The following is a 21,559-nucleotide window of genomic DNA, read 5'->3' as shown; positions in this document are numbered from 1 at the left end:
CTCCCCGCTACCTTCTCGTTCCTCGCACAAGTTTCCATTTCGTCTACATAGCAAAACATAGACCCTTCTCTACTAAATAACCAAAAAGACCCGTTCAACGGTTAACGCACAATAACCGTCGAGCGGGTTCTTTTATTTAAAGGCCATTACACCAAATGGCAAGCTACCATATGGTCGGTGCCAATGGTCCGAAGGGCCGGCACCTCTTCCTTGCAGCGCTCCGTCGCGAAAGGGCAGCGGGTATGGAACTTGCAGCCGGAAGGCGGATTTGCGGGATTCGGGATATCGCCGCTTAATACAATTCGTTCCCGCTTCAGCTTCGGAATCGGTACCGGAACCGCCGACAGCAAGGCTTTCGTATACGGATGCTGAGGGCGGAGGAACAGGTCCTCCCTTGTTCCCGTCTCGACCAGGGATCCGAGATACATGACGCCGATCCGCGTGCATAGATGCTCGACGACGCTAAGATCATGGGAGATGAACAAATAGGATAGACCGTTCGTCTGCTGCAGCTTCCGGAACAGATTAATAATCTGTGCCTGGATGGATACGTCGAGAGCGGATACCGGCTCATCGGCGATGATAAGCTCGGGATTCAGCGCTAGCGCCCTTGCGATTCCGATCCGCTGACGCTGGCCGCCGGAGAATTCATGCGGAAGGCGGTCAATATGGTAATCCGACAATCCGCATAGCTCCAGTACCTCCAGCACCTTGCTCCGAATCTCCGACTTGTCAGCCAGCTGATGATCGAGCAGCGCTTCGCCAATGGCGTCGCCTACGCGTACGCGCGGATTCAAGGAGCTGTACGGATCCTGGAAAATCAGCTGCATGGAGGGCCGCATGGCGCGAAGCTCTTCCTTCGAAAGCGAGTAGATATCGGTCCCTTTAAAGAAGACGTCACCCGAGGTCTTTTCGTTTAAACGGACAATGGAACGCCCAACCGTGCTCTTCCCGCTGCCCGACTCGCCGACAAGACCAAAGGTCTCGCCTTTGTGGATCGTAAAGCTAAGGTCGTCAACGGCCTTCACATGACCAACCGTCCGATTCAGAAGACCCGATTGGATGGGGAAATATTTTTTCAGATTGCGTACTTCGAGCAAAGCTTCAGGCATACCGCTTCTCCTCCTCGTACAGCCAGCACGCCGCTTGCTGCGAATCGCCTACCGGAACCAGCGCTGGCTGCTTGGTCCGGCAGATCGCCATACACTGCTCGCACCGGTCATGGAAGTAGCACGACTCCGTCAGCTCAAGCGGATTCGGGACTTGCCCGGGAATGGAATACAGCTCATCCTGAAGCTGGTTCATAATCGGCTTCGAACGCAGCAATCCCTTCGTGTAAGGATGCTTCGGATTAGCGAAGATCGCCTCCACTTCCCCTTGCTCAACGATTTTGCCGGCATACATAACCGCTACGTAATCCGCCATCTCCGCCACTACGCCAAGATCATGGGTGATAAGCAGGATCGACATCCCGCTCTCTTCCTTCAGACTGCGAAGCAAATCCAGGATTTGCGCCTGAATGGTCACATCGAGAGCGGTGGTCGGTTCATCGGCAATAAGCAGCTTGGGACCGCAGGAGATCGCCATCGCGATCATAACGCGCTGCAGCATGCCGCCGCTTAATTCATGCGGATACGCATCGATAATCTGTTCCGCTCTGGAGATGCCCACTTGCTTAATGAGCTCGATTGCACGCTTGCGCGCAGCTTTTCTGCCAAGCTTCTGATGCTCCATCAGCGGCTCAATCACTTGCTCCCCGATCTTCAGGACCGGATTAAGCGAAGACATCGGCTCTTGGAAGATCATCGCGATTTCGTGGCCGCGTATCGTGCGGAGCTCATTGCGCGACAGCTTCAGCAGATCGCGGTCCTGGAACTGGATGCTTCCGCTTTCCACCTTGCCGCCCGCACTTTCAATGAGTCCCATGATCGACATGGCCGTAATGCTTTTGCCGCTGCCGGACTCCCCTACGATGCAGACCGTCTCGCCCGGCTTGATTTGCAGGCTGACATCGTCCACAGCCCGGACGGTCCCCGCTTCCGTCTTGAAGAAGGTCTGAAGATGATCAATGGTTAGCAATTCCTTCATGATAGAAGCCCACCTACCTTTTCTGTTTCGGATCCAGCACGTCGCGCAGGCCGTCACCAAAAATATTAATGGCAATAACCGTCGCAAATATCGAGAAGCCCGGCGGCAGCCACAGCCATGGCCGCTCTTGGAAATCGATCATATTATTAGCGGCGTCAATCATATTGCCCCAAGTCGGCGTTGGCGGCATAACGCCTAAACCGAAGAAGCTTAGTACGGATTCGCTAAGAATCGCTCCGCCTATATTTAGGGTCGCTATAACGATAATAAGCGGCACCAGATTCGGCAGCAGATGCCGGAACAGCTTCCTTCTATCGCTGAGGCCGAGCACGATCGTCGCCTGCATGAACTCCCGCTCGCGCAAGGACAACATCTGACCTCTGATCATCCGGGCCAAGCCCGGCCAGCTGACCACGCTGAGCATCAGCATAACGATATACATCCGGTAGTCCGGCGGCACTTTCCACTCGGACAGCAAAGCACCGATAATGAATAGAAGCGGAAGGCTTGGCACCGTAAGCAGCAAGTCAGCCAGCCTCATAATGAGCTGGTCGACAACGCCGCGATAGTAACCGGCAATAATGCCAAGCAGGGTACCGATAAACACGGACAATACCATCGAAGCAAGTCCAACCGTCAGCGAGATTCTACCTGCCAACAGCACACGGGTCAGGACATCCCGGCCAAGCGTATCGGTGCCAAGCCAATGCTTGGCGCTTGGCGCGTGATTCATTAACGCCATATTGATCTTGTTATCCGTATAAGGCGAGAAGAAAGGGCCGATAAAACAAGCCAAAAACATAATGGCGACAACGGCAAATCCCGTGATCGCCAATCTATTGCGTACAAGCCTCCGGAAGGATTGCCGCCACAGCGAAGATCTTGCATGCGACTGATTTTTATTGACGTTTATTCCCCGAGCCGTTTCACCGCTAGCAACCGTCATCTATAAGTCCTCCCTTCCTAAAGCTTCACCCGCGGATCCGCGAGATGATATAGAATGTCGGACAGCAGCGTTCCGATTACCGTCAGCACGGCGATAAACATCGTAAAGCCCATAAGCAGCGGATAATCGCGCAGCCCGAATGATTGCATATACAGCTGTCCGATGCCCGGCCAATTAAAGATCTTCTCTATAATAAGAGATCCGCCGAACAAAGCCGGAAGCTCGAAGCCAACCAGCGTAATGGCAGGCAGCAACGCATTGCGAAGCGCGTGGGTGAATAACACCTTGCGCTCGGTCAGCCCTTTTGCCCGGGCAGTTCTTATATAGTCCTGTTTAATGACGTCAATCATATTGCTGCGGAAGTAACGCGTCAGCGAGCCAACGCCCAGCAGCGTCATAACGATGACCGGAAGCGTCATATGATGAATAACTTCCTTCACATAGGCAAATCCTTGGGCATTGCTCCCCGTCGTAATCATTCCTCCCGGCGGCAGCCACTTTAAGTCAACGGCAAGAACCTTAATCAAGAATAATCCAATGAAGAAGGACGGGATGGACATCGCGGCGAAGATTAGCACCATCACAAGCGTATCAAACCAGGAATATTGTTTATAAGCCGCGATTACCCCAACCACAACGGCAATCAGCCAAGTAAAGAAAGTGGAAACAACCGCAAGCAGGAACGAGTTCCAGATGTATTGATTGAACAAGGTGAGCACCGGCTTCTGCTGGGCAAGAGAATAGCCGAAGTCTCCATGTATGGCATTCTTCATCCAAGTGAGATACCGCTCGATCAATGGCTTGTTAAGCCCGTAAATTTCCCGCAGCTCCGCCTTTCGTTCCGGGGTTAATTTAATATTGCCGGTGATGAAATCACCCGGCGTCATGGCGTACAAGCTGAAAATCAGAAAGGAAGCGGCGAGCAATATAATGGCCATGTAGGACAATCTCTTTACGAAATAAGTGCTCATATCGGCTCCTTAACCTCACATCCCCTGCCCGGCAACAGGTCCGGGCAGGGGACATTATTTTTACTTCAGGTTCCAATTCGGCAGGCTTGACGCCAATCCGTAGAATGGGCTGATGGACAGGTTCTCAATTCTTGCGTTATAAGCATAGACACTCTTCTTGTAGTTGGTAAAAATAACGGGAAGATCATCGTTAAGCAGCTGGAAGATTTCTTTGTAAATCTCCTTACGCTCCTCGATGTCGGTTGTAGCAAGGCCTTTCTCGTACAGCTCCTTGAACTTCGGATTATCGTATCCTTTAATCTCGCCGTCTACGAATTGCAACAAACCGTCGGAAGGATCCGTCAGAAGCGGTGTCGAGAAGGACACCATATCATAGTCTCCGCCTTCGACCTTGGAAACCAGCGAGTTGAAATCGGCGAATACTTCAGGCTCAAACTCGACGCCCAGCGCCGCAAAGTTTTCTTTGGCAACCGCGATGAAGATATCCGTGTTCTTGCTTTTTGTGCCGAGATAATGGATTTTCAGCTTCTCGCCGTCCTTCTCGCGAATGCCGCCCGCGCCAACGGTCCAACCGGCTTCATCGAGAAGCGACTTCGCTTTTTCCGTGTCGAATTTGTAAGGGTTAATGTTATCTTCCGTATAGGCCCACGAGATTGGCGAAGACGGAATGTTAGCCACAACGCCTGCCCCTTGGTTGGCATCGACGTAGATGCTTTGACGGTCAAGACCGTAGGTTAAAGCTTGGCGTACCTTCTTATCATCAAGCGCCTTGTGCTCGAAATTAAGCTGCAGGTAGCTGTAGGTGCTTGGTGTATACGGAACGATATTAACGAAGCCGAGCGACTTCAGCTTGTCTATATTTTCGGTAGTAGCGCTGAAGGATGCATAGTCAACCTCGCCTGTCTCCAGGTATTGCCACGTGTCGCCTTCGGATGTTTTGTAAATGAAGTTTTTGGTCTTTGGCTTCTCGCCGTAATAGTTGTCATTGGCCGTGAAACGAACCTCTTGACCAGGAAGGAATTTCTCCAGCTTGTACGGGCCGGTGCCAAGCGGCTTCGAGCTGAGCTGCTTCATATAACCCAGATCGCCTTGCTTGTAGTCCTTGCCGTAGTAAGCTTTGGACAGAACATCGGAACCAAGCAGCACAAGAGCAGCGGCATTCGGCTTTTCCAACGTGACGGAGATGGTCTGCGGATCAATTACCTTGATTCCTTCAATAGAAGTCGCGCTTCCGTCTTTGTAAGCCGCGCTTCCTTTAATGCCGAGCGTATTAACCTGCGAATCGCCGTCATACGACTTGTCATTCAGGATCGTCCACGTGAAAGCTACGTCATCGCTAGTAAGCGGAGAGCCGTCGCTGAATTTCAGGTCCTTGCGCAGGTGGAACGTATAGGTCAAGCTGTCAGGCGATACTTCCCATTTCTCGGCCAGTCCTGGCTGAGGGGCGCCTTTGTCATCCACGGTAACAAGCGGGGTATAGAGAAGCGAAGAAACATTCCCGTCATAGCCGCTTTGTTGGAAATAAGGAGTAAACGCACCGCTAGGGTCGGTAAGTCCGACGATAATCGTATCCGTCCGCTTCTTCGCTTGATCGGGCAATTTGCCGATGTCGCTGGCCTGAATCGTCTCTGCCGAATCTTGCGAAGCGGAAGTATTGCTGGCTGCCGGCGAATTCGCCGGCGCTTGGTTGCCGCTGCCCCCGTTGCCATTATTGGAGCACGCAGCCAGGAGCAAGGTCCCGGCAAGAACGACCGATGTAGTGGCTAAAGTTAACTTCTTCATAAATACCCTCCCATAATGTACAATAGAGTCTCCTCTTAATTCCGATTAAAGAACTATGAATTGGAATCGTTAGTCCCTATTATAGAAACCTGAGACAGTTCTGTAAAGAGAGAACTAAAAAATATTTCTTCCAAAAAAGAAATAAAGTAAATAACAAAAATGCCGCCTTCCCCCAGTTAGGGAAAGCGGCATTATAAATTTCGCTAATTACCGGTTATATAATCCATAATCACATGCTGCAACCGATCAAGAGCACCGGCACGCAAGCTGTATAGCGTCAGGTTCTCGCCTTCGAAATGAGCATGAATCAGTCCCGCGCTGCGCAGCTTGGAGATATGATCGTGCGTGATCCCCTTGGATAGCTTTAGATAACGATGTATCTCGATGAAAGTCCGCGGTCCTTGATGCAGGTAACGCAGAATCTTCAGCCTGCTCTTCTCTCCCAGACTTCTTAATATCCGATAATCATGGGCTGACATGAAATCGTCATCGCTAAGATCCACTCTCGCGGAGTAGTAGCAAAGCGTTAGCTGATTAAAGTGCGATACGATATTGATAGGCTGAAAATGATACTGAGGAATCAGAACAAGCTTATTAAGATCCGTTATAGGTTCAAATATAAGTCCATTCGTTGTCTCGTCCACGAACTGCCAGGCCGGAGTAGTGGATTGGACCGCTCTTCTCTCCGCCGCAACTTCCTCCAGGCTCCTCAATATTTCCGGGCTGATCCCCTCGAAGTATTGGTTCTGCCATAGAGTGAACAGCTTCAGGAGCTTAGCTTTAAAAGCATTCATGTCTACGGGAAAACTGCTGCTGTAGGGTGACATCCTTTCATACAGCTCACCTGTGCTTTGTTTAGAGAGCCAATTCACAAAGCCGGGAACATCAGCCTCCGGACTCAAATAAACAAGCAGAAACGCAAATTTCCACTCCTGGTCAATAGAAAGCTCGTCCAGCCAATTAGCAAGTTCCGGCGTAAGCCTAGCACGCGTTTCCTGTGCCCAGCTTGCCGAAAGATCAAGCTTCTTATGCGATTTCCGGCAAATATAGGTATGCAAACTGCTGATCGCTTCGTTCAGCGGCTTAAAATCGATGTCTATTTGATATTCCATCCACACCCCCCCTTCACTTCCTAGGTCATTATACCTTAACTTGGGCGTATTCTACACGGAAATGAATGCGATTGCAACTTAAAAACAGCCCCCGAAGAGCGCTAAGCTCCCCGGAGGCTGTTCCTATCCTATTACCCTTATTGCGCCGCAATTGAACCCATCGAGGCAAACGCCAGCGGTCCGAAGCCTTCACTCGGCTCGCCTACCGGCATGTTCACTTTAAACAGGAAGCTTGCGCCGTCTACCGTTTTCACGATAACTTCCTTCGTCAGCTTATCGCTGCGGCCAATGACCATCAGGTCGACGCCGCCGATCATGGAATTGACTTCCTTCGGATCCATCGTCTGCACATCGCCTACGGCTTTGAGCTCTTTCTCCGCATCCGTCTTCACATCGTCCAGCTTGAATCCTTCCGGCAGCTTGCTGATCTCTACATAATAGTTGTTGTCTACATTCATGATCAGCTTGTTAGCAGCCGCGTCGAACTTGAACTGCTCGAAGATGTAGAGCGCATAGCCGTCGCCCTTGGCAAGCGTACCGGTGCGCGTCTCTTCATTGCCTTCGAGCTGGAGCTTGAAATCCTTTGTCGCAGGAAGCTCTTGCGCCGGCATGTCTTCAGCCGACTTCTCCATCTTCTCGATCTTGGTGATCGTGAGCAGCTTGGCCGTCGCGTCGCCCTCGATAGCCGCTTCCGTATACTCGAAGCTTACGTTATCGCCTTCTTTAAGGGCAGCCACCGCGCTGTCCGTTCCTTCCCCCAGCTGGTAAGCCGCCGATTCGCCGTTCACCGTGATCTCAACCGTATGAGAATCGGCCAAGCCGACAAATTCACCTTTGCCTTGTTTGGTTGCAACCTCAGGCGAAGCAGATTCCGACGGGGTTGGCGATGCCGATACCGTTGGACTTGGCGAAGAGTTCGCATTCGTATTCGAGTTATTGTTGTTGCAGGCCGATAATAGACAGGCCGCCAGCACTGTGCTGCTCAGCAGAATGGTCCATTTCGTTGTGATGCTCTTGTTTTTCATACTTTACCTCCTAAAAGGAAATTGCTCTTTTTTAATTGACTAACCCCTATCACTTGCCCAAAGCTTGCTTCGCAAGCATTGCTCGTTATTACAAACGTTGGAGCCGTTGTAAAGGTTACATTAAATTTCTGAATAACATCACCCAGCATTAGGGAAACCTTGTCATATCCAGGAATAACAGGAGGTTTCTTGCATCGACAGTTCCAGCATTTTGGAGCATAATGAGAGAAATATAATAAATCCTTTATCGAAGCTTATTCACGATGAGCGACCTCGCTTAATGGAAGGATTTATTGCCAAACTAAATTTTTGATTTTGAAAATTTGAGTTGTGGAAATTTAAAGATTGTAATTCCGAGTAATCCGATGTATTATATAATACATTAGAACACCACAGACAAACTGGAGGATAGAAACATGCGCAAAAGCATTCCCGCTTTACTTACCCTCATTATTCTAACAGTAATCATCAGTGCTTGCAGCGGCAACAACAACGGCGGCAACACTGCAGGAAACAATTCTTCGGCATCCCCTTCGAATACGGCGGCAGCCGATCAAGCGAAGGACGGCGGCAACCTGATTCTGGGCGTACAAGCCGACCCTGTCGTTCTTAACCCGATTTACGCAGGCGACCGCGTCAGCCTGACAATCGACCAAGCTCTCTACGCTCCGCTGTTCCAAGTGAACAACGGCAAGAAAACCTTCTACCTGGCCGACAGCCTTGAGCCTTCGGCTGACAACCTGACTTATACCCTGAAGCTGAAAAGCGGCCTGACATGGCATGACGGGCAACCGCTGACGGCGGACGACGTTGTCTTCACGTTCGATACGATTCTCGACGAGAAACAAAACAGCTTCTTCCGCGAAAACCTGATCCTTAATGGTAAGCCGATCAAAGCGGTTAAGGTTGACGACACAACGGTTGAATTTAAGCTTCCGCAAGTAAACCCGGCGTTCGAGGCAACTCTCGTGCAATTGACTCCTATTCCTAAGCATATTTTCGAAGGCGAAGCGAATATCGAGAAAAGCACGAAAAACAACGCACCGGTCGGTTCCGGCGCATTCAAGTTCAAAGAGTACAAAACAGGCGAGTACGTAACGCTTGAGCGTTTCGATAACTACTTCGGCGGCAAGCCGCATCTGGATTCGATCACTTACCGTATCGCGAAGGATGCCAATGCAGCCAACCTGGCTCTGCAGAACGGCGAAATCAACGTGAAATACCTGGATCCGCAGGACGTATCCACCATCGAAAGCACCGGCAACTTCGATATTCAAGCTTACTCCGAAGGCCGTCTGGCTTACCTGCTCTTCAATGAAGACAGCGACACTGGCGCCCTGAAGAAAAAAGAAGTTCGTCAAGCGATCTCTTACGCTCTGAACCGCGATGAGCTGATCCAGACGGTATACGGCTCGAGCGAATACGCAGACCCTGCCAAATCGTTCGTAACGCCGGATGGCCTGTTCCAAACCAACGACGTTCCTTCGTACGACAACGATGTAAATAAAGCAAAAGAACTGCTGGCTTCCGCCGGCGAAAGCAACCTGAAGCTCCGCTTCATCGTATCGAGCGGCAACAAAGCGCAAGAAGCGGCTTCCTTGTACATTCAGCAAAAGCTGAAGGCCGTTGGCATCACGGTTGAACTGCAAAGCATGGACGCTTCCGCGTACGGCCAGAAGTTCACGGACCTTAAATCGAAAGACTACGAGCTGTCCTATGCCGGCTACATCATGGGTTATGATCCGGACGCTTACCGTATTCTTTACACAACAGGCTCGAACTCCAACTATGCTCGCTACTCCAACCCTGAAGTAGACAAGCTGTTCGACCAAGGCGCCGGCGAAGCTGACGCAACGAAACGCGGCGAAGCTTATCAGCAGCTGCAAAAAATTATCGCGGATGACGCCGTTATCTACCCTGTCGGTTACACCAAAACAATCGTTGCGATCGACAAACGTTTCGGCGGCCTGAATGAAGCCGTTCTGAAACCGGTCGTTATCTTCGAAGATCCGTCCAAGCTGTACATGAAATGATTTTTCAAAAGAATTAAATATGGAATAGGCAAAAATAGCTCAGGCTACCCCAATGTCATTAAGCTCTAACTTAATGACATTGGGGGTATTATTTTTTGCCGTAAACAGCATAGGAGACAATCGCATGAGACAACTCATCGCTAGACGCTTACTGCAGACGATTCCGCTCTTGCTCTTCGTCTCGATCGCCTGCTTTGCCTTAATCAAGCTGGCTCCTGGAGACCCTGTTCTATCCTTCGTGACGCCAAACATGCATCCCGAGGATATTGAACGCATCCGTCATAATCTCGGGCTCGACAAGCCTGCTTACATTCAATATTTATTGTGGCTCAAAGAGCTGTTCCAAGGCAATCTGGGCTATTCGCTCGTCAATCACCAGCCGGTAATGGATCAGATCCTGGACCGTCTGCCCGCAACCGCGGGACTGATGGGCAGCGCCATCGCCCTGTCCGTCCTGATTGCTATTCCGCTTGGCCTGACTGCCGGAGCGAACCGTAATCGCTGGCAGGACAAGATTATTAACATGATCTCGTATATCGGTATCTCGGTCCCCCTGTTCTACCTGGCTATTTTACTTATCTATTTATTTGCGATTGAGCTGCATTGGCTTCCGATTATGGGCATGCGGACGATTGGCGTCCATTCGGCGTGGGATGTCATCAAGCACGGCATTCTGCCATGCGTCGTTCTTGCCTTCGGCTTCCTGTCCGTCTACGTGCGGTACATCCGCTCCAGTACGATCGGCCAGCTGAAGGAAGATTACGTTCAGATTCAATACGCGTTTGGCGCTTCTCGCCGGCAAGTGCTGTTCCGCCACGTCATGAAGCATGTTCTGCTGCCGGTTATTACGCTGCTCGGCATGTCCATGGCGGATCTGGTTACCGGCGCAATCGTGACGGAAACCGTCTTTTCCTGGCCGGGTATCGGCTCGCTTGGCATGACGGCCGTCAAGGGGATGGATTATCCCGTTATTATGGGCATTACGCTGTTCTCCGCCTTGTTCCTGATCATCGGCAACTTGCTTGCGGATATTTTATACGGATTCGCCGATCCGAGAATCAAATCAACGAGGTGAGCTCATGAATCGGACCAAATGGCGAAATGCGGGCCTCGAGCTCGTTCGAAGCAAAATGGGGATCGTCGCAATCGCGATTCTCGTTATTTTCATACTGGGAGCGATCTTCGCTTTTCTCTCCCCCAAAGATCCCAATGCTCTGGATGCTTTGCAGCGCCTAAAGCCGCCTAGCTCCGCGCACTGGTTCGGAACCGACGACTACGGCCGCGATTACTTCGCCCGTGCCTTGTACGGCGGACGCGTCTCCCTGATGGTCGGCTTCTCGGCCATGGTTCTGGCAACCACGATCGGCACGATCGTCGGGGTTGTCAGCGGCTACTTCGGCGGCTGGATCGATAACCTGCTGATGCGTCTGCTCGAAGTCATTTTGTCGATTCCGACCTTCCTGGTCATGCTCCTGCTCAGCGTCTTCCTGAAGCCGAACCTGACCAGTATCGTCCTCATTATCGGACTTCTGATGTGGATGAACATGTCCCGCATCATACGGGCCGAGACGATGACGATTCTGGAGCGCGAGTACGTGCTGTATGCGAAGGCCTCCGGTCAGAATCATTTGGGTATTATTTTCCGTCATATCTTCCCGAGCCTGGTTCCGGTCATTATAGTTGCCGCAACGAACAACGTGGCATCCGCAATTATGATGGAATCTTCGCTCAGCTTCCTCGGATTCGGGGTGCAGGCTCCAAACGCGACATGGGGAAGCATGCTGAACAATGCGCAGGGCTATATCGCGCAAGCGCCTTACCTTGCGTTATTCCCGGGTTTATTCATTCTGCTGACGGTGCTCAGCTTTAATATTCTAGGCGATATCCTGCGCGTTGGCTTCGAACCGAAGCTTGGCAAGCGGTAATCGAAGGGATCCCCTTCCGAAAGGAGTGAACGTTAGATGGCAGACAGGCTGCTAACCGTCAATAACCTACAAGTATCATTCCATACCCGCAGCGGAGAAAATAAAGCGGTTCGCGGCGTCAGCCTTCATATCGATCAAGGCGAGACGATCGGCATCGTTGGCGAATCCGGCAGCGGCAAGAGCGTCACCGCCAAAGCGATTATGGCGATGATTCCGCCTCCGGGACAAATCATCAGCGGCGACATTACCTTTGCCGGCGAGAAGCTGAACGGCTTGCCGGAGCGCAAATGGCGCCAAATCCGCGGCAACCGGATCGCGATGGTGTTCCAGGATCCGATGACCTCGCTTAATCCGGTCAAAAAGATTGGCGATCAGATGACGGAGGTTATCCGCCGGCATCGCGGTCTAAGCAAGGAAGCCGCGCTGAAGGAAGCCATTGAGATGCTCCGCCAGGTCGGCATCAACGAGCCAGAGCGCCGCGTCCAGCAGTATCCGCATGAATTCAGCGGCGGCATGCGTCAGCGCGTGATGATCGCGATGGCGTTATCCTGCCAGCCGGAGCTGCTTATCGCCGACGAGCCGACAACGGCTCTCGACGTAACCATTCAGGCGCAGATCCTCGATCTGCTGAAGGAATTAAAGGATAAGACGAGCGCTTCTATCGCGCTTATTACCCACGACCTTGGCGTAGTGGCGCAGGTATGCAGCCGCGTTATCGTCATGTACGGCGGCATGGTGATGGAAGAAGGCACGGTAGAGGATATTTTCTATAACTCGAAGCATCCGTACACGCAGGGACTGCTGCGTTCGGTACCGCAGCGGCAAGGCGGCTCGCGCGAGCGTCTGGTTCCGATCGAAGGCTCTCCGCCGGATCTTCTCGACCCGCCGCCGGGCTGTCCGTTTATGGATCGCTGCCCGCATGCGATGCCGAAATGCGCGGAGCTTCCGCCGCATTTCCAGATCGGCGAAGGCCATCGCGCCCTCTGCTGGCTGAACGATGCGGAGGTTCAGGCCGAACTTGAGCGCAATCCGGAGCTTGAAGGGAGCGCTGCCCATGTTAGAGGATAAAAAAGTGCTGGTGGATGTCCAGCAGCTGAAAAAGCATTTCGTGAAGAGCCGCGATGCCTGGGGCCGCACCTCGGAAGTGCTGAAGGCCGTTGACGGCGTAAGCTTCCAGATCAACAAGGGCGAAACGTTTGGCCTTGTTGGGGAATCCGGCAGCGGCAAATCCACCGTTGGCCGTTCTATTCTGCGGCTGTACGACTACACGGACGGGACGGTCAAGTTTGACGGCCAGGATATCTCGAAGCTTAACGAGAAGCAGCTGAAGCCGTTCCGCCGGCGGATTCAGTCGATTTTCCAGGATCCTTACTCTTCGCTTAACCCCGGCATGAGCGTGCTGGATTTGATCGGCGAACCGATGAATATTCACGGCCTGTACAAGGATGCGGAGGAGCGTAAGGAAGTGATCGCTTCGCTGCTCGAAAAGGTAGGACTCAAGCGCGAGCATCTGTACCGCTACCCGCATGAATTCAGCGGCGGCCAGCGCCAGCGGATCTCCATTGCCCGCGCATTGTCGGTACGCCCCGACTTCGTGGTCTGCGACGAGCCGATCTCGGCTCTCGACGTATCCGTGCAAGCGCAGGTTGTTAACATGCTTGAGGATTTACAGGCTGAATTCGGTCTGACCTATTTGTTTATCGCCCATGACCTGTCCATGGTTCGGCATATTTCCGACCGGATCGGCGTGATGTATCACGGACGGCTCGTAGAGGTTGCAGACAGCGATGAGCTGTACGACAATCCGCTTCATCCGTATACGAAGGCGCTGCTGTCCGCTATTCCGGTACCGGATCCTCGCGCTTCGGTTGAACGGGTCATCTATAAGCCGGATGCTGCCGCCGAAGAAGCTGCGGTGCTGCGAGAAGCAAGCCCGGGACATTGGGTCGCTTTACCTTAAGATCATTCATAGAGCTACGTTAAGGGAGGATGAAATCAAATGACGGATATCGTAAAGCTGTCGCAATGGGATGCATTGCTTGTGGAGTCCCTACGCAAGGGGCATGGTTGGTCGGATGACGAGATTGTTGCCAAAGTGAAGGCGGGATCCGATCTCCCTAAGGATGATAGCATCTTCCAATTCAACTATAGCGATCTGGCGGCTTTTGCCCAGAAAGAGCCGGAGACGTTCGAAGCGGCTGTCCGGGGCGGCTACCAGATCAAATACAATACCGTGCGCGGTCTCCGCAGCTGGATCTGGGTCGCCTTCGGCGACGAGCCTCAGCTCGAGCTTGAAGCCGGGCAAGAAGCCGTAACCGCACAGCTTACGCCCGAGCAGCTGGAGCGTCTGAGAACGGCGCTGTCCTTCGGCTGGTCCATCGAGCCGGTTGCGGGCGCGGCGGGCACTTACCGGATCGAGCCGATCCAGCGTTAAGATTTGCGTGATTAAATATTAAGGGGCTTTCCCATCGTCATGATCATGACTTTCGGGACAGCCCCTTATTTTTCGCGGTACGTTGGATTTCCATGGTTGCTTTGCAACTACAATTTGCATTTGTTTGAGCTCTAACCCAGTCATGTTATAATAACGCCAATCAGGTATTGGGGGTCGCATAAGAAATTGGAAACAACAACCGAGCAGCAAATCGCGGAGTGGATGGTTAATGAAATTAAGTTTAGGGGAATGATGCGCCAGGAAGAAGCGATCGAGCATGTAAAGCGGCATTTTGGCGAGCAGTACATCTTCGTGAACGAGAACGGGAACGTTTCCTTGGAAAAAGAAGTGAAGAAGGCTTTCCGCAAGCTTCACAAGGGACGGATCGCCTGGGATCGGGACGGTTTCTTCTGGGCCTGGACCTAGCCTCTTCAGCTTGAGGGGCTGTCCCAGCTTATGGGACAGCCCCTTTCATCTATAATAGCTAGTCAATCAACCGGTGCCGGTACCACTTCTTGCCGCGGAAGCGCCAGAGGAAGATCGCTCCCCTTACGCCCCACTCGAGGTTCATCGCAAACCAGACTCCCAGGATGCCGAAGTCGAATACGATCGCAAGCAGATAACCAAGCACAATCCGGAACAGCCACATCGACAGCAGCGATACGACCGAAGTGAACTTCGAGTCGCCCGCCGCCCGAAGGGCCGACGGCATAATAAAGCTGATGGACCAGAAAATAACCTGCATAAGAGCATTAATAATCGTAATGATGAAGATATCGTCCACAATCTCAGCCGGAGGATGGAACAGCCCAACCAGCGGGTAGAAGAGCGGGAGCATCAGACAAGCCATCACGAACAGGCAAGCCGTGGACAACCATAGGAAGGATCGGGTAAACTTCCGAGCATCCTCTATGTTCCGCTGCCCCATGCATTGGCCAATAACCGTAATGGCGGTAATCGCCAGCGCATTGGAGGGAATCTGCAGGACGTTAGCGAGCGAGCCGCTAATGGCGTTGGTTGCGATAGCAAACGTACCCAAGCTTACGACAAACGTTTGGGTAACGATCTTTCCGCCGTTGAAGAACATCTGCTCCGCCGCAAACGGCAGCCCGACGAACAGGATTTTACGCAGCATCGAAAAATTGACCGACAGCATATCCCGAAGGCGAAGCCGCAGGTTCGTATCGATCTTGACGAGGTAGACAATAGCCAGAATGGCTGCCGCGTACCGCGAAATATTGACGGAGACGGCTAAGCCCAGCACGCCCATATGCATGAGGTTGATAAAGATGATGTTCAGCAGTACGTACGACAGGTTCATGACAAGCGAGAGCATCAGCGACGCCCGGCTTCTTCCGATGCCGCGAAGCGCCCCGCATACCGCCTCCATCATGGCGATGCCGACGTAAGACAAGCCGCTGCCGATCAGGTACGTCCGGCCCTCTTGAAACACCTCCGGCGAAGCCGCGCCAAACAGCAGATTAAGCATCTGGTTATGGAATACCACAACAATTAGGCTGATCAAAAGCGCGACAAGCGTAACCGAAGAGACCGAGCTTGCCGCAGACTTCGATACCATCTGATGATTGCCGCTGCCTTTGTACTGCGCGACAACAACCGTCCCCCCGGTCGATACGGCGATAAAGACGCTGATCAGGAAGATGTTCAGCGAATCGACCATATTGACGGCACTGACCGCATCCACGCCCGACGAGCTGACCATTGCCGTGTTCACGAGGTTGAGACCAACGATAAACGCCTGGTCGATCAAAATCGGAATAAACAAGGCAATAATCTGCCGGTAATCAATCGACACTCCCGTGAAGTGCCGTTCCAGGAAAGCCTCATGCTTTCCTCTCAGTCTGGGTCGTCCTATACCCATATCATCATCTCATTCTTCTCGTTGGATTGGTAAAGCTTTAAACTACCTACTAAGCTACTACTATCGCCATGATTTGTCCATGACGGATTTCCGGTTAACGGCACAAAAAATCCACCTGCCTTAAGCGGCCGTGGATTCGGAGGATTCATACGTCTGCGCTCTTCTGCTCTCAAGCTGCTGGGCAAGGTAAAGCACCGGCATGAGACCAAGCAGCGCCACGCCTACGGAGAGCGGAATCGCCCAGTGATGGGTGGAGTGCGAGAAGAACGGGATCAGCGCCACAGCCACAATCGGCGGGGCATTCCATTTGAATTTGTTGATTAACCAGATGGTGATAATGACGTTAACAAACAGCGAAATCGGGCTTGGATAAACGTAGTACAATACCGTCCCGATGACAGAGGATACAACCGCGCCAAAGGTGACTTTGCCCACTTCGGATATCGTCGAAGAACGGGATAAGAACAGAAAGCTAAACGCGCCAAGCGTTGGAAAAAATAAGGTGTCCAGGAAAGAAAAGTGCAGGGAAAGCCAATAAATAAGCATTACATACAGGCAAATTGCTATGGTTTTCAAGTTCATAAGCTTCTTGTTATACCTCCAGTCAGCTGCCGTACAAAATTGCGCTCGTTCCATTTTAATGAGTTTTGGAAAGAGCGTCAATCTCAAAATATTCTCAGCAAAATTAATTTCCTAAATACCTACAAGAAAACTAAGAATTATTATATACTGAGGATAATTAGGACGTAAAACCATTTCGCGTGAATGGAGGATTAATGATGTCTCAACCTACGATTAATTTCAGTTACGAATGTGTCGAGGAAGTGCCGCTGCATCGCGTCCGCGGCAATCAGCTTGGCATTCTCTTAAGCGTGATTGCAACGGTTATCACCCAGCAATGGTGGATTCTGATTCTGCCGCTGGCCGTTCAGCTCGTCAGCCGTACGTACGGTGTCAAATATAATCTGTTTGTCCGCCTGTTCGCCCCCATGCTCCCGAAGAGCCGGCGAACCGAAGCCCGCGAGCTTCTGCGCTTCAATAATCTGCTCGCGATTCTGTTCCTTGTTGTCACCCTTGCCGGGCATTATTGGGGGCTGACGGTTCTGTCTTACATCGCCCTTGGCATGCTGGCCGCCGCCGTTATAGCCGCCTTAAGCGGCTTCTGCCTCGGCTGCTTCATGTACTTCCAATACAAGCAGTTCCGCCTGCGCCATCGGAGATCCTAACAACAAACAAAAGCCCGCCGGTCTCCGGCGGGCTTTCTCTCTATTCGATTAAAGAACAATGTCGGAAATGAAGCGCTCCAACACCGTCACATCGGTAATATTGTTGTTGCAGCTCCCGCTGTTCACGCACATATAATTTCCGATGGCTTTGTAGTAATCCGGCGAAGCATTAGCCGGCCTCGACTTCGTTACGGCCGAGAACAATGCCACATCCTCATGCCGGTTGCACAGGAAGCATACGCTCTTCTTCTGCACGGGCGTAAATCTGCCTTCCACGCCTACAAGCCGTCCGTTCAGATGATACGCGAGATACATTTTATTCGTTGCGATATCCGTCCAGCCGAGATAAGTCACGTAACGCAGATCGATTGCCGCGAGATCGGGAACCTTCAGCTTTTTCGCCTTCGGGAACAGCTTCTTCAGCTGCTTCTCCTCGACGGCATCAAACGGCTTCACGTATTCCTCAAGCGACCTCAGATAACCTTGAAACTCCAGCGGGGTATTCAACGACGCGAAGCTTTCGAGCAGCTTCTGCTCAGCCTCCGTTGCCCCCGGGAATGCTTCCATCACTTTAAAAGGCGTGTTGGAACGTACCGACGCAATAACCTTCGGATCGGATACCGTACTGCAAGCCTTCTGCAGCTCTCCTACTTGCTTCTTAATCAAATTCAGTTGATGGTTTCTAATAAATGGTGTACACATTGCTTTGTCAGCCCCTTATTTTATTTGATCGACTTACTGTCAAATAAGGTGCAAAGCCCATTATTAGAAACGATAGCCGGGCGACCATCCTTCAAGTACGCCCCATGCAAAGTATCGCCCCTAATTCAGGCTCTGCATGAAGCTGATTCGTAATCCGGCAAATTGATTTGCCATTGTTACCGCCTCCCTTTACTACTCGATTATAAAATAAATCCGGCTCCGCCCGCAATCCTCGCGGCTTAGCCTTCCATCCATTCCCGCAGCCGCGGCATCAACCGCTTCGCATCCTCGTAGCCCTGCTTGTACAAGGCATCCAGCTTCGCCGGATCCCGTTCCATCCGTCCCACTGCAAGCGTCTCTTGCGGACGAATCACGAAAACGGCGCCTCTCTTCTCCTGCCCGGCGATATAATCCAGCGTCTCGTTGTAAAGCTTATACCGTCCAAGCATCCTCTCTACGAGCTTCGGGTAGCTGCGGTAGGCACGCTGCGCGATCCAGCCGAACTTGCCAGCCGATTTCCGGTAATCCTCGTTGCGCGTCAGGATCAGAACATTACGTGTATAGCCGTCGCTTTCGGCCTTCCGCAGAGGAATAGGATCCGTGATTCCGCCGTCGAGCAGCTTCCGCCCGCCATATTCCACAATCGGCGCGATAAAAGGAAGCGAGCTGGATGCCCGGAGCAGCTGCAGCAGGTCAAATTCCGGTTCGCTTTTCCGATAATAGACGGTCTCTCCCGTCTCGCAGTCGGTCGTGCCAATGACGAACTCCTCCGGGCTCCGCTCGAAAGCCGCGTAATCGAACGGCACATGCTTATTCGGAATCTCGTCGAAGATAAAGTCCATGCCGAAGAGCTGCCCCTTCTTCCACAGGTTTTTCCAAGAAATATACCGCGGATCGCTTACCCATTCCACATTGACGGTCCGGTTGCGCCCAAGCTGCCTCGACAGATAGCTCGCCCCCATGCAAGCGCCCGCCGACACGCCGATCATATAGGGAAAATACACGTTATGCTCCGAAAAATACTCCAGCACCCCGGCCGTATACACGCCCCGCATGCCTCCGCCTTCCAGTACCAGCCCGATATTTTGCGCCGTACTCATGCTTTCCGCCCCCCGCCAAGTCGTTTGCTTGTCTCTTATCGCTCCTTACATTGTATCGTAAACGCTAAAGAAACTTAACAAACTTTCCTAAGTCCATGCCTTGAAACCAGCCATCAACTGTGTCACAATCGAGAAGGATACGCGGGACAGTTGTCTGTATCCCGTCAGTTTGCAACCGATTACATAGTTGGCGGCAATCCAGTCCGATTCAGCACGAAGATTGATCACGAATAGCGCGATTCGCGCTAATTGTGTAAACATCCATTTTAGGAGGGACTTATCAATGAGAACCATCAAACTCGGAAGCACGGCGCTTGAAGTACCGGTAGTTGCGGTTGGCTGCATGCGTATCAATTCCTTGGATAAAGCAGGGGCAGAGCGTTTTGTCCAAACGGCACTGGAGCAAGGGGCGAACTTCTTCGACCATGCGGACATTTACGGAGCCGGCACATGCGAGGAAATCTTCGCGGAAGCGATTCATATGAACGACAGCGTTCGTGAAAATATTATTTTGCAATCCAAATGCGGCATTAAGCCTGGCGTTATGTTCGACTTCTCGAAGGAGCATATCCTTGCTTCGACGGATGCGATCCTGAAGCGTCTCAAAACCGACTACCTCGACATTCTGCTCCTGCACCGTCCGGATGCGCTGGTTGAGCCGGACGAAGTGGCGGAAGCGTTCGACCGACTGGAAAGCTCCGGCAAAGTACGCCACTTCGGCGTATCGAACCAGAACCCGATGCAAATCGAGCTGCTCAAAAAATCGGTGAAGCAGCCGATCGTGGCGAACCAGCTTCAGCTCAGCATCACGAACGCGAACATGATCTCGAACGGCATTAACGTCAACATGGAGAACAGCTCCGCGATCAACCGCGACGGCAGCATCCTGGACTACTGCCGCCTGCACGACATTACGATTCAGCCTTGGTCGCCATTCCAATACGGCTTCTTCGAAGGCGTATTCCTCGATAACGACAAGTTCCCTGAGCTGAACAAAGCGATCGACGCGGTTGCCGGCAAATACGACGTGAGCAACACGACGATCGCCATTGCGTGGCTGCTCCGCCACCCTGCCAAGATGCAGCCGGTTATCGGTTCGATGAACATCGAGCGTCTGAAGGACTGCGTGAAAGCAGCCGACATTACGCTTACCCGCGAAGAGTGGTACGAAATCTACCGCGCGGCAGGCAACATCCTGCCATAAGAAGCTTTCATAAGCTTAAAGCAGCCTCTGGTTCAACGCCGGAGGCTGTTTCTTTTTCTATAGCAAGAATCATCAAGAACATGGGTTTCCATTCGTATACAATAAGGTCACCCGGAGAACGAGGAGGCAGCATTCGAGTGAAGCAGGACTATCTGGTGCAGATTCAGCAGACGATTGATTACATTGAAGCCCATATAGGCGAGGAGCTTTCTTTATCGCGGCTGGCGCAGGTCGCGAGGCTCTCGGACTTTCATTTCCACCGGGTCTTTCAATCCATGGCAGGAGAGACCGTGATGGAATACGTGCGTAAGCGGCGTCTCGCTATATCCGCTTACCAGGTGGCTTATTCGGATGCAAAGCTGCTTGATATCGCTCTCGATGCCGGGTTTCAGAATCATGAGACCTTTACCCGCGCCTTCAAGCGCATGTTCGAAATGACGCCGGCCGAGTACCGCAAGCGGGCGATCAAGCCTCCTGCCTACTCCAGGCTGAACGTGCTGCAGCGCAAGTACAATCCCTATTTAGGAGGAATACGAATGGAATACAAGATCATAACCAAGCCTGCCTTCAAGGTCATCGGCTACGAGATCCGCACAAGAGCAAACGGAGATAATCATAAAGAGATTCCGGCATTCTGGCAGGAGTATATTCGGAAAGAGCTGTACAAAAACATCCCGAACCGCGTGCACAAGGAATCTCCGGTCGAGCTTGGCATCTGTTACAACTTCGACATGGGCTCGGACGGCTTCTCTTACCTGATAGGGATGGAAGCGGAAACCTTTGACGGCGTAGAAGGCGAAGGTCTTGTGTGCCGCGAGTTCGATGGGGCCGAATACGCCGTGTTCACCACGCCAAAGGTGCCGCGCGAGCAGTTCTCCTCCTCGATTCAGAATACGTGGATGACGGTCTTTAGCGAATGGTTCCCTCATTCGGGCTATGAGCATGCCGGAACGCCGGAGTTCGAGCTGTACGACGAGCGCAGCAGTCCTGAGCTGCCGGAGATTCAGATGGACATCTATATCCCGATCAAGAAAAAGGCTTGATGAAGCGAAAAGAAGGCTATCCCCAGCCGAGGGGATAGCCTTCTTTTCATGGCCTTGTTGCTTTGGAATTAATAAGTCCGGCCGCA

21 protein-coding genes are annotated in these 21,559 nt (G+C 52.2%); 10 read left to right on the top strand and 11 right to left on the bottom strand.

The window, feature by feature from the left end; genetic code table 11:
* Positions 1-146: 146 nt before the first annotated feature.
* The 7 genes from EV294_RS27415 to EV294_RS27385 all read right to left on the bottom strand — a co-directional run bounded on the left by EV294_RS27415 (position 147) and on the right by EV294_RS27385 (position 7,924).
* Positions 147-1,112 (bottom strand): ABC transporter ATP-binding protein, encoded by a 966-nt coding sequence (locus EV294_RS27415; RefSeq protein ID WP_132312792.1) that lies wholly within the window; start codon positions 1,110-1,112, stop codon positions 147-149.
* Positions 1,105-2,088 carry an ABC transporter ATP-binding protein gene (locus EV294_RS27410; protein WP_132312790.1) on the bottom strand — a complete coding sequence of 328 codons (984 nt, stop codon included), beginning with the start codon at positions 2,086-2,088 and terminating at the stop codon, positions 1,105-1,107. The genes EV294_RS27415 and EV294_RS27410 overlap by 8 nt, the downstream gene beginning before the upstream one ends.
* Before the next feature lie 13 nt (positions 2,089-2,101).
* Entirely contained in the window at positions 2,102-3,034 is a 933-nt protein-coding gene (opp4C, locus tag EV294_RS27405; RefSeq protein WP_132312788.1) for an oligopeptide ABC transporter permease, read from the bottom strand.
* Between the two features lie 17 nt (positions 3,035-3,051).
* Positions 3,052-4,005, bottom strand: a complete 954-nt coding sequence (locus tag EV294_RS27400) for an ABC transporter permease (RefSeq protein WP_132312786.1) — start codon at positions 4,003-4,005, stop codon at positions 3,052-3,054.
* A gap of 60 nt (positions 4,006-4,065) precedes the next feature.
* On the bottom strand, positions 4,066-5,787 hold the full coding sequence (locus EV294_RS27395) for an ABC transporter substrate-binding protein (RefSeq protein ID WP_132312784.1): 1,722 nt from the start codon (positions 5,785-5,787) through the stop codon (positions 4,066-4,068).
* 203 nt (positions 5,788-5,990) lie between these two features.
* Entirely contained in the window at positions 5,991-6,899 is a 909-nt protein-coding gene (locus EV294_RS27390; protein ID WP_132312782.1) for an ArsR/SmtB family transcription factor, read from the bottom strand.
* A gap of 137 nt (positions 6,900-7,036) precedes the next feature.
* On the bottom strand, positions 7,037-7,924 hold the full coding sequence (locus EV294_RS27385) for a hypothetical protein (RefSeq protein WP_132312780.1): 888 nt from the start codon (positions 7,922-7,924) through the stop codon (positions 7,037-7,039).
* Between the two features lie 416 nt (positions 7,925-8,340).
* Between EV294_RS27385 and EV294_RS27380 the strand changes: the two genes are divergently transcribed.
* The 7 genes from EV294_RS27380 to EV294_RS27350 all read left to right on the top strand — a co-directional run bounded on the left by EV294_RS27380 (position 8,341) and on the right by EV294_RS27350 (position 14,742).
* The gene (locus EV294_RS27380) at positions 8,341-9,957 is read left to right on the top strand and encodes an ABC transporter substrate-binding protein (RefSeq protein WP_132312778.1); all 1,617 of its coding nucleotides are present in this window, start codon (positions 8,341-8,343) and stop codon (positions 9,955-9,957) included.
* Positions 9,958-10,081: 124 nt separating this feature from the next.
* Complete coding sequence (locus tag EV294_RS27375; RefSeq protein ID WP_132312776.1) at positions 10,082-11,032, top strand: ABC transporter permease; 951 nt, start codon at positions 10,082-10,084, stop codon at positions 11,030-11,032.
* 4 nt (positions 11,033-11,036) lie between these two features.
* Complete coding sequence (locus tag EV294_RS27370) at positions 11,037-11,882, top strand: ABC transporter permease (RefSeq protein WP_132312774.1); 846 nt, start codon at positions 11,037-11,039, stop codon at positions 11,880-11,882.
* A gap of 36 nt (positions 11,883-11,918) precedes the next feature.
* A complete protein-coding gene (locus EV294_RS27365) occupies positions 11,919-12,950 on the top strand; it encodes an ABC transporter ATP-binding protein (RefSeq protein WP_132312772.1) in 1,032 nt (343 codons plus the stop codon).
* On the top strand, positions 12,937-13,842 hold the full coding sequence (locus EV294_RS27360) for an ABC transporter ATP-binding protein (RefSeq protein WP_132312770.1): 906 nt from the start codon (positions 12,937-12,939) through the stop codon (positions 13,840-13,842). The genes EV294_RS27365 and EV294_RS27360 overlap by 14 nt, the downstream gene beginning before the upstream one ends.
* 39 nt (positions 13,843-13,881) lie before the next feature.
* Positions 13,882-14,316: a hypothetical protein gene (locus EV294_RS27355; RefSeq protein WP_132312768.1), complete on the top strand. Its 435-nt coding sequence runs from the start codon at positions 13,882-13,884 to the stop codon at positions 14,314-14,316.
* A gap of 186 nt (positions 14,317-14,502) precedes the next feature.
* Positions 14,503-14,742: a DUF6953 family protein gene (locus EV294_RS27350; protein WP_481856097.1), complete on the top strand. Its 240-nt coding sequence runs from the start codon at positions 14,503-14,505 to the stop codon at positions 14,740-14,742.
* A 58-nt stretch (positions 14,743-14,800) separates the two neighbouring features.
* Here the strand turns inward: EV294_RS27350 and EV294_RS27345 are convergent, their stop codons facing one another.
* Positions 14,801-16,198 carry an MATE family efflux transporter gene (locus EV294_RS27345; RefSeq protein ID WP_132312766.1) on the bottom strand — a complete coding sequence of 466 codons (1,398 nt, stop codon included), beginning with the start codon at positions 16,196-16,198 and terminating at the stop codon, positions 14,801-14,803.
* Between the two features lie 120 nt (positions 16,199-16,318).
* Positions 16,319-16,774, bottom strand: a complete 456-nt coding sequence (locus EV294_RS27340) for an HPP family protein (protein WP_165930829.1) — start codon at positions 16,772-16,774, stop codon at positions 16,319-16,321.
* A gap of 203 nt (positions 16,775-16,977) precedes the next feature.
* Here EV294_RS27340 and EV294_RS27335 point away from each other — a divergent pair, with 203 nt between their 5' ends.
* Complete coding sequence (locus tag EV294_RS27335; RefSeq protein WP_132312762.1) at positions 16,978-17,424, top strand: DUF4395 domain-containing protein; 447 nt, start codon at positions 16,978-16,980, stop codon at positions 17,422-17,424.
* Positions 17,425-17,472: 48 nt separating this feature from the next.
* Here the strand turns inward: EV294_RS27335 and EV294_RS27330 are convergent, their stop codons facing one another.
* Both EV294_RS27330 and EV294_RS27325 read right to left on the bottom strand, forming a co-directional pair.
* Positions 17,473-18,126 (bottom strand): FusB/FusC family EF-G-binding protein, encoded by a 654-nt coding sequence (locus EV294_RS27330; protein ID WP_132312760.1) that lies wholly within the window; start codon positions 18,124-18,126, stop codon positions 17,473-17,475.
* Positions 18,127-18,365: 239 nt separating this feature from the next.
* The gene (locus tag EV294_RS27325; protein ID WP_132312758.1) at positions 18,366-19,226 is read right to left on the bottom strand and encodes a patatin-like phospholipase family protein; all 861 of its coding nucleotides are present in this window, start codon (positions 19,224-19,226) and stop codon (positions 18,366-18,368) included.
* A gap of 283 nt (positions 19,227-19,509) precedes the next feature.
* Between EV294_RS27325 and EV294_RS27320 the strand changes: the two genes are divergently transcribed.
* Positions 19,510-20,430 carry an aldo/keto reductase gene (locus EV294_RS27320; RefSeq protein ID WP_132312756.1) on the top strand — a complete coding sequence of 307 codons (921 nt, stop codon included), beginning with the start codon at positions 19,510-19,512 and terminating at the stop codon, positions 20,428-20,430.
* Between the two features lie 137 nt (positions 20,431-20,567).
* The gene (locus EV294_RS27315; RefSeq protein WP_132312754.1) at positions 20,568-21,473 is read left to right on the top strand and encodes an AraC family transcriptional regulator; all 906 of its coding nucleotides are present in this window, start codon (positions 20,568-20,570) and stop codon (positions 21,471-21,473) included.
* The last annotated feature ends 86 nt before the right edge of the window (positions 21,474-21,559 follow it).

This window comes from Paenibacillus sp. BK033 (genome assembly GCF_004345425.1).
GTDB lineage: Bacteria > Bacillota > Bacilli > Paenibacillales > Paenibacillaceae > Pristimantibacillus.
The sequence above is the reverse complement of the archived record's forward strand: the minus strand, read 5'-3'. Positions and strand labels throughout refer to the sequence as shown.

Coding starts and splice junctions, on each gene's coding strand:
- EV294_RS27395 (WP_132312784.1), bottom strand. CDS start 5,787: ATGAAGAAGTTAACTTTAGCCACTACATCGGTCGTTCTTGCCGGGACC.
- EV294_RS27365 (WP_132312772.1), top strand. CDS start 11,919: ATGGCAGACAGGCTGCTAACCGTCAATAACCTACAAGTATCATTCCAT.
- EV294_RS27390 (WP_132312782.1), bottom strand. CDS start 6,899: ATGGAATATCAAATAGACATCGATTTTAAGCCGCTGAACGAAGCGATC.
- EV294_RS27380 (WP_132312778.1), top strand. CDS start 8,341: ATGCGCAAAAGCATTCCCGCTTTACTTACCCTCATTATTCTAACAGTA.
- EV294_RS27400 (WP_132312786.1), bottom strand. CDS start 4,005: ATGAGCACTTATTTCGTAAAGAGATTGTCCTACATGGCCATTATATTG.
- EV294_RS27415 (WP_132312792.1), bottom strand. CDS start 1,112: ATGCCTGAAGCTTTGCTCGAAGTACGCAATCTGAAAAAATATTTCCCC.
- opp4C (WP_132312788.1), bottom strand. CDS start 3,034: ATGACGGTTGCTAGCGGTGAAACGGCTCGGGGAATAAACGTCAATAAA.
- EV294_RS27345 (WP_132312766.1), bottom strand. CDS start 16,198: ATGGGTATAGGACGACCCAGACTGAGAGGAAAGCATGAGGCTTTCCTG.
- EV294_RS27325 (WP_132312758.1), bottom strand. CDS start 19,226: ATGAGTACGGCGCAAAATATCGGGCTGGTACTGGAAGGCGGAGGCATG.
- EV294_RS27385 (WP_132312780.1), bottom strand. CDS start 7,924: ATGAAAAACAAGAGCATCACAACGAAATGGACCATTCTGCTGAGCAGC.
- EV294_RS27360 (WP_132312770.1), top strand. CDS start 12,937: ATGTTAGAGGATAAAAAAGTGCTGGTGGATGTCCAGCAGCTGAAAAAG.
- EV294_RS27410 (WP_132312790.1), bottom strand. CDS start 2,088: ATGAAGGAATTGCTAACCATTGATCATCTTCAGACCTTCTTCAAGACG.
- EV294_RS27320 (WP_132312756.1), top strand. CDS start 19,510: ATGAGAACCATCAAACTCGGAAGCACGGCGCTTGAAGTACCGGTAGTT.
- EV294_RS27330 (WP_132312760.1), bottom strand. CDS start 18,126: ATGTGTACACCATTTATTAGAAACCATCAACTGAATTTGATTAAGAAG.
- EV294_RS27335 (WP_132312762.1), top strand. CDS start 16,978: ATGTCTCAACCTACGATTAATTTCAGTTACGAATGTGTCGAGGAAGTG.
- EV294_RS27375 (WP_132312776.1), top strand. CDS start 10,082: ATGAGACAACTCATCGCTAGACGCTTACTGCAGACGATTCCGCTCTTG.
- EV294_RS27355 (WP_132312768.1), top strand. CDS start 13,882: ATGACGGATATCGTAAAGCTGTCGCAATGGGATGCATTGCTTGTGGAG.
- EV294_RS27370 (WP_132312774.1), top strand. CDS start 11,037: ATGAATCGGACCAAATGGCGAAATGCGGGCCTCGAGCTCGTTCGAAGC.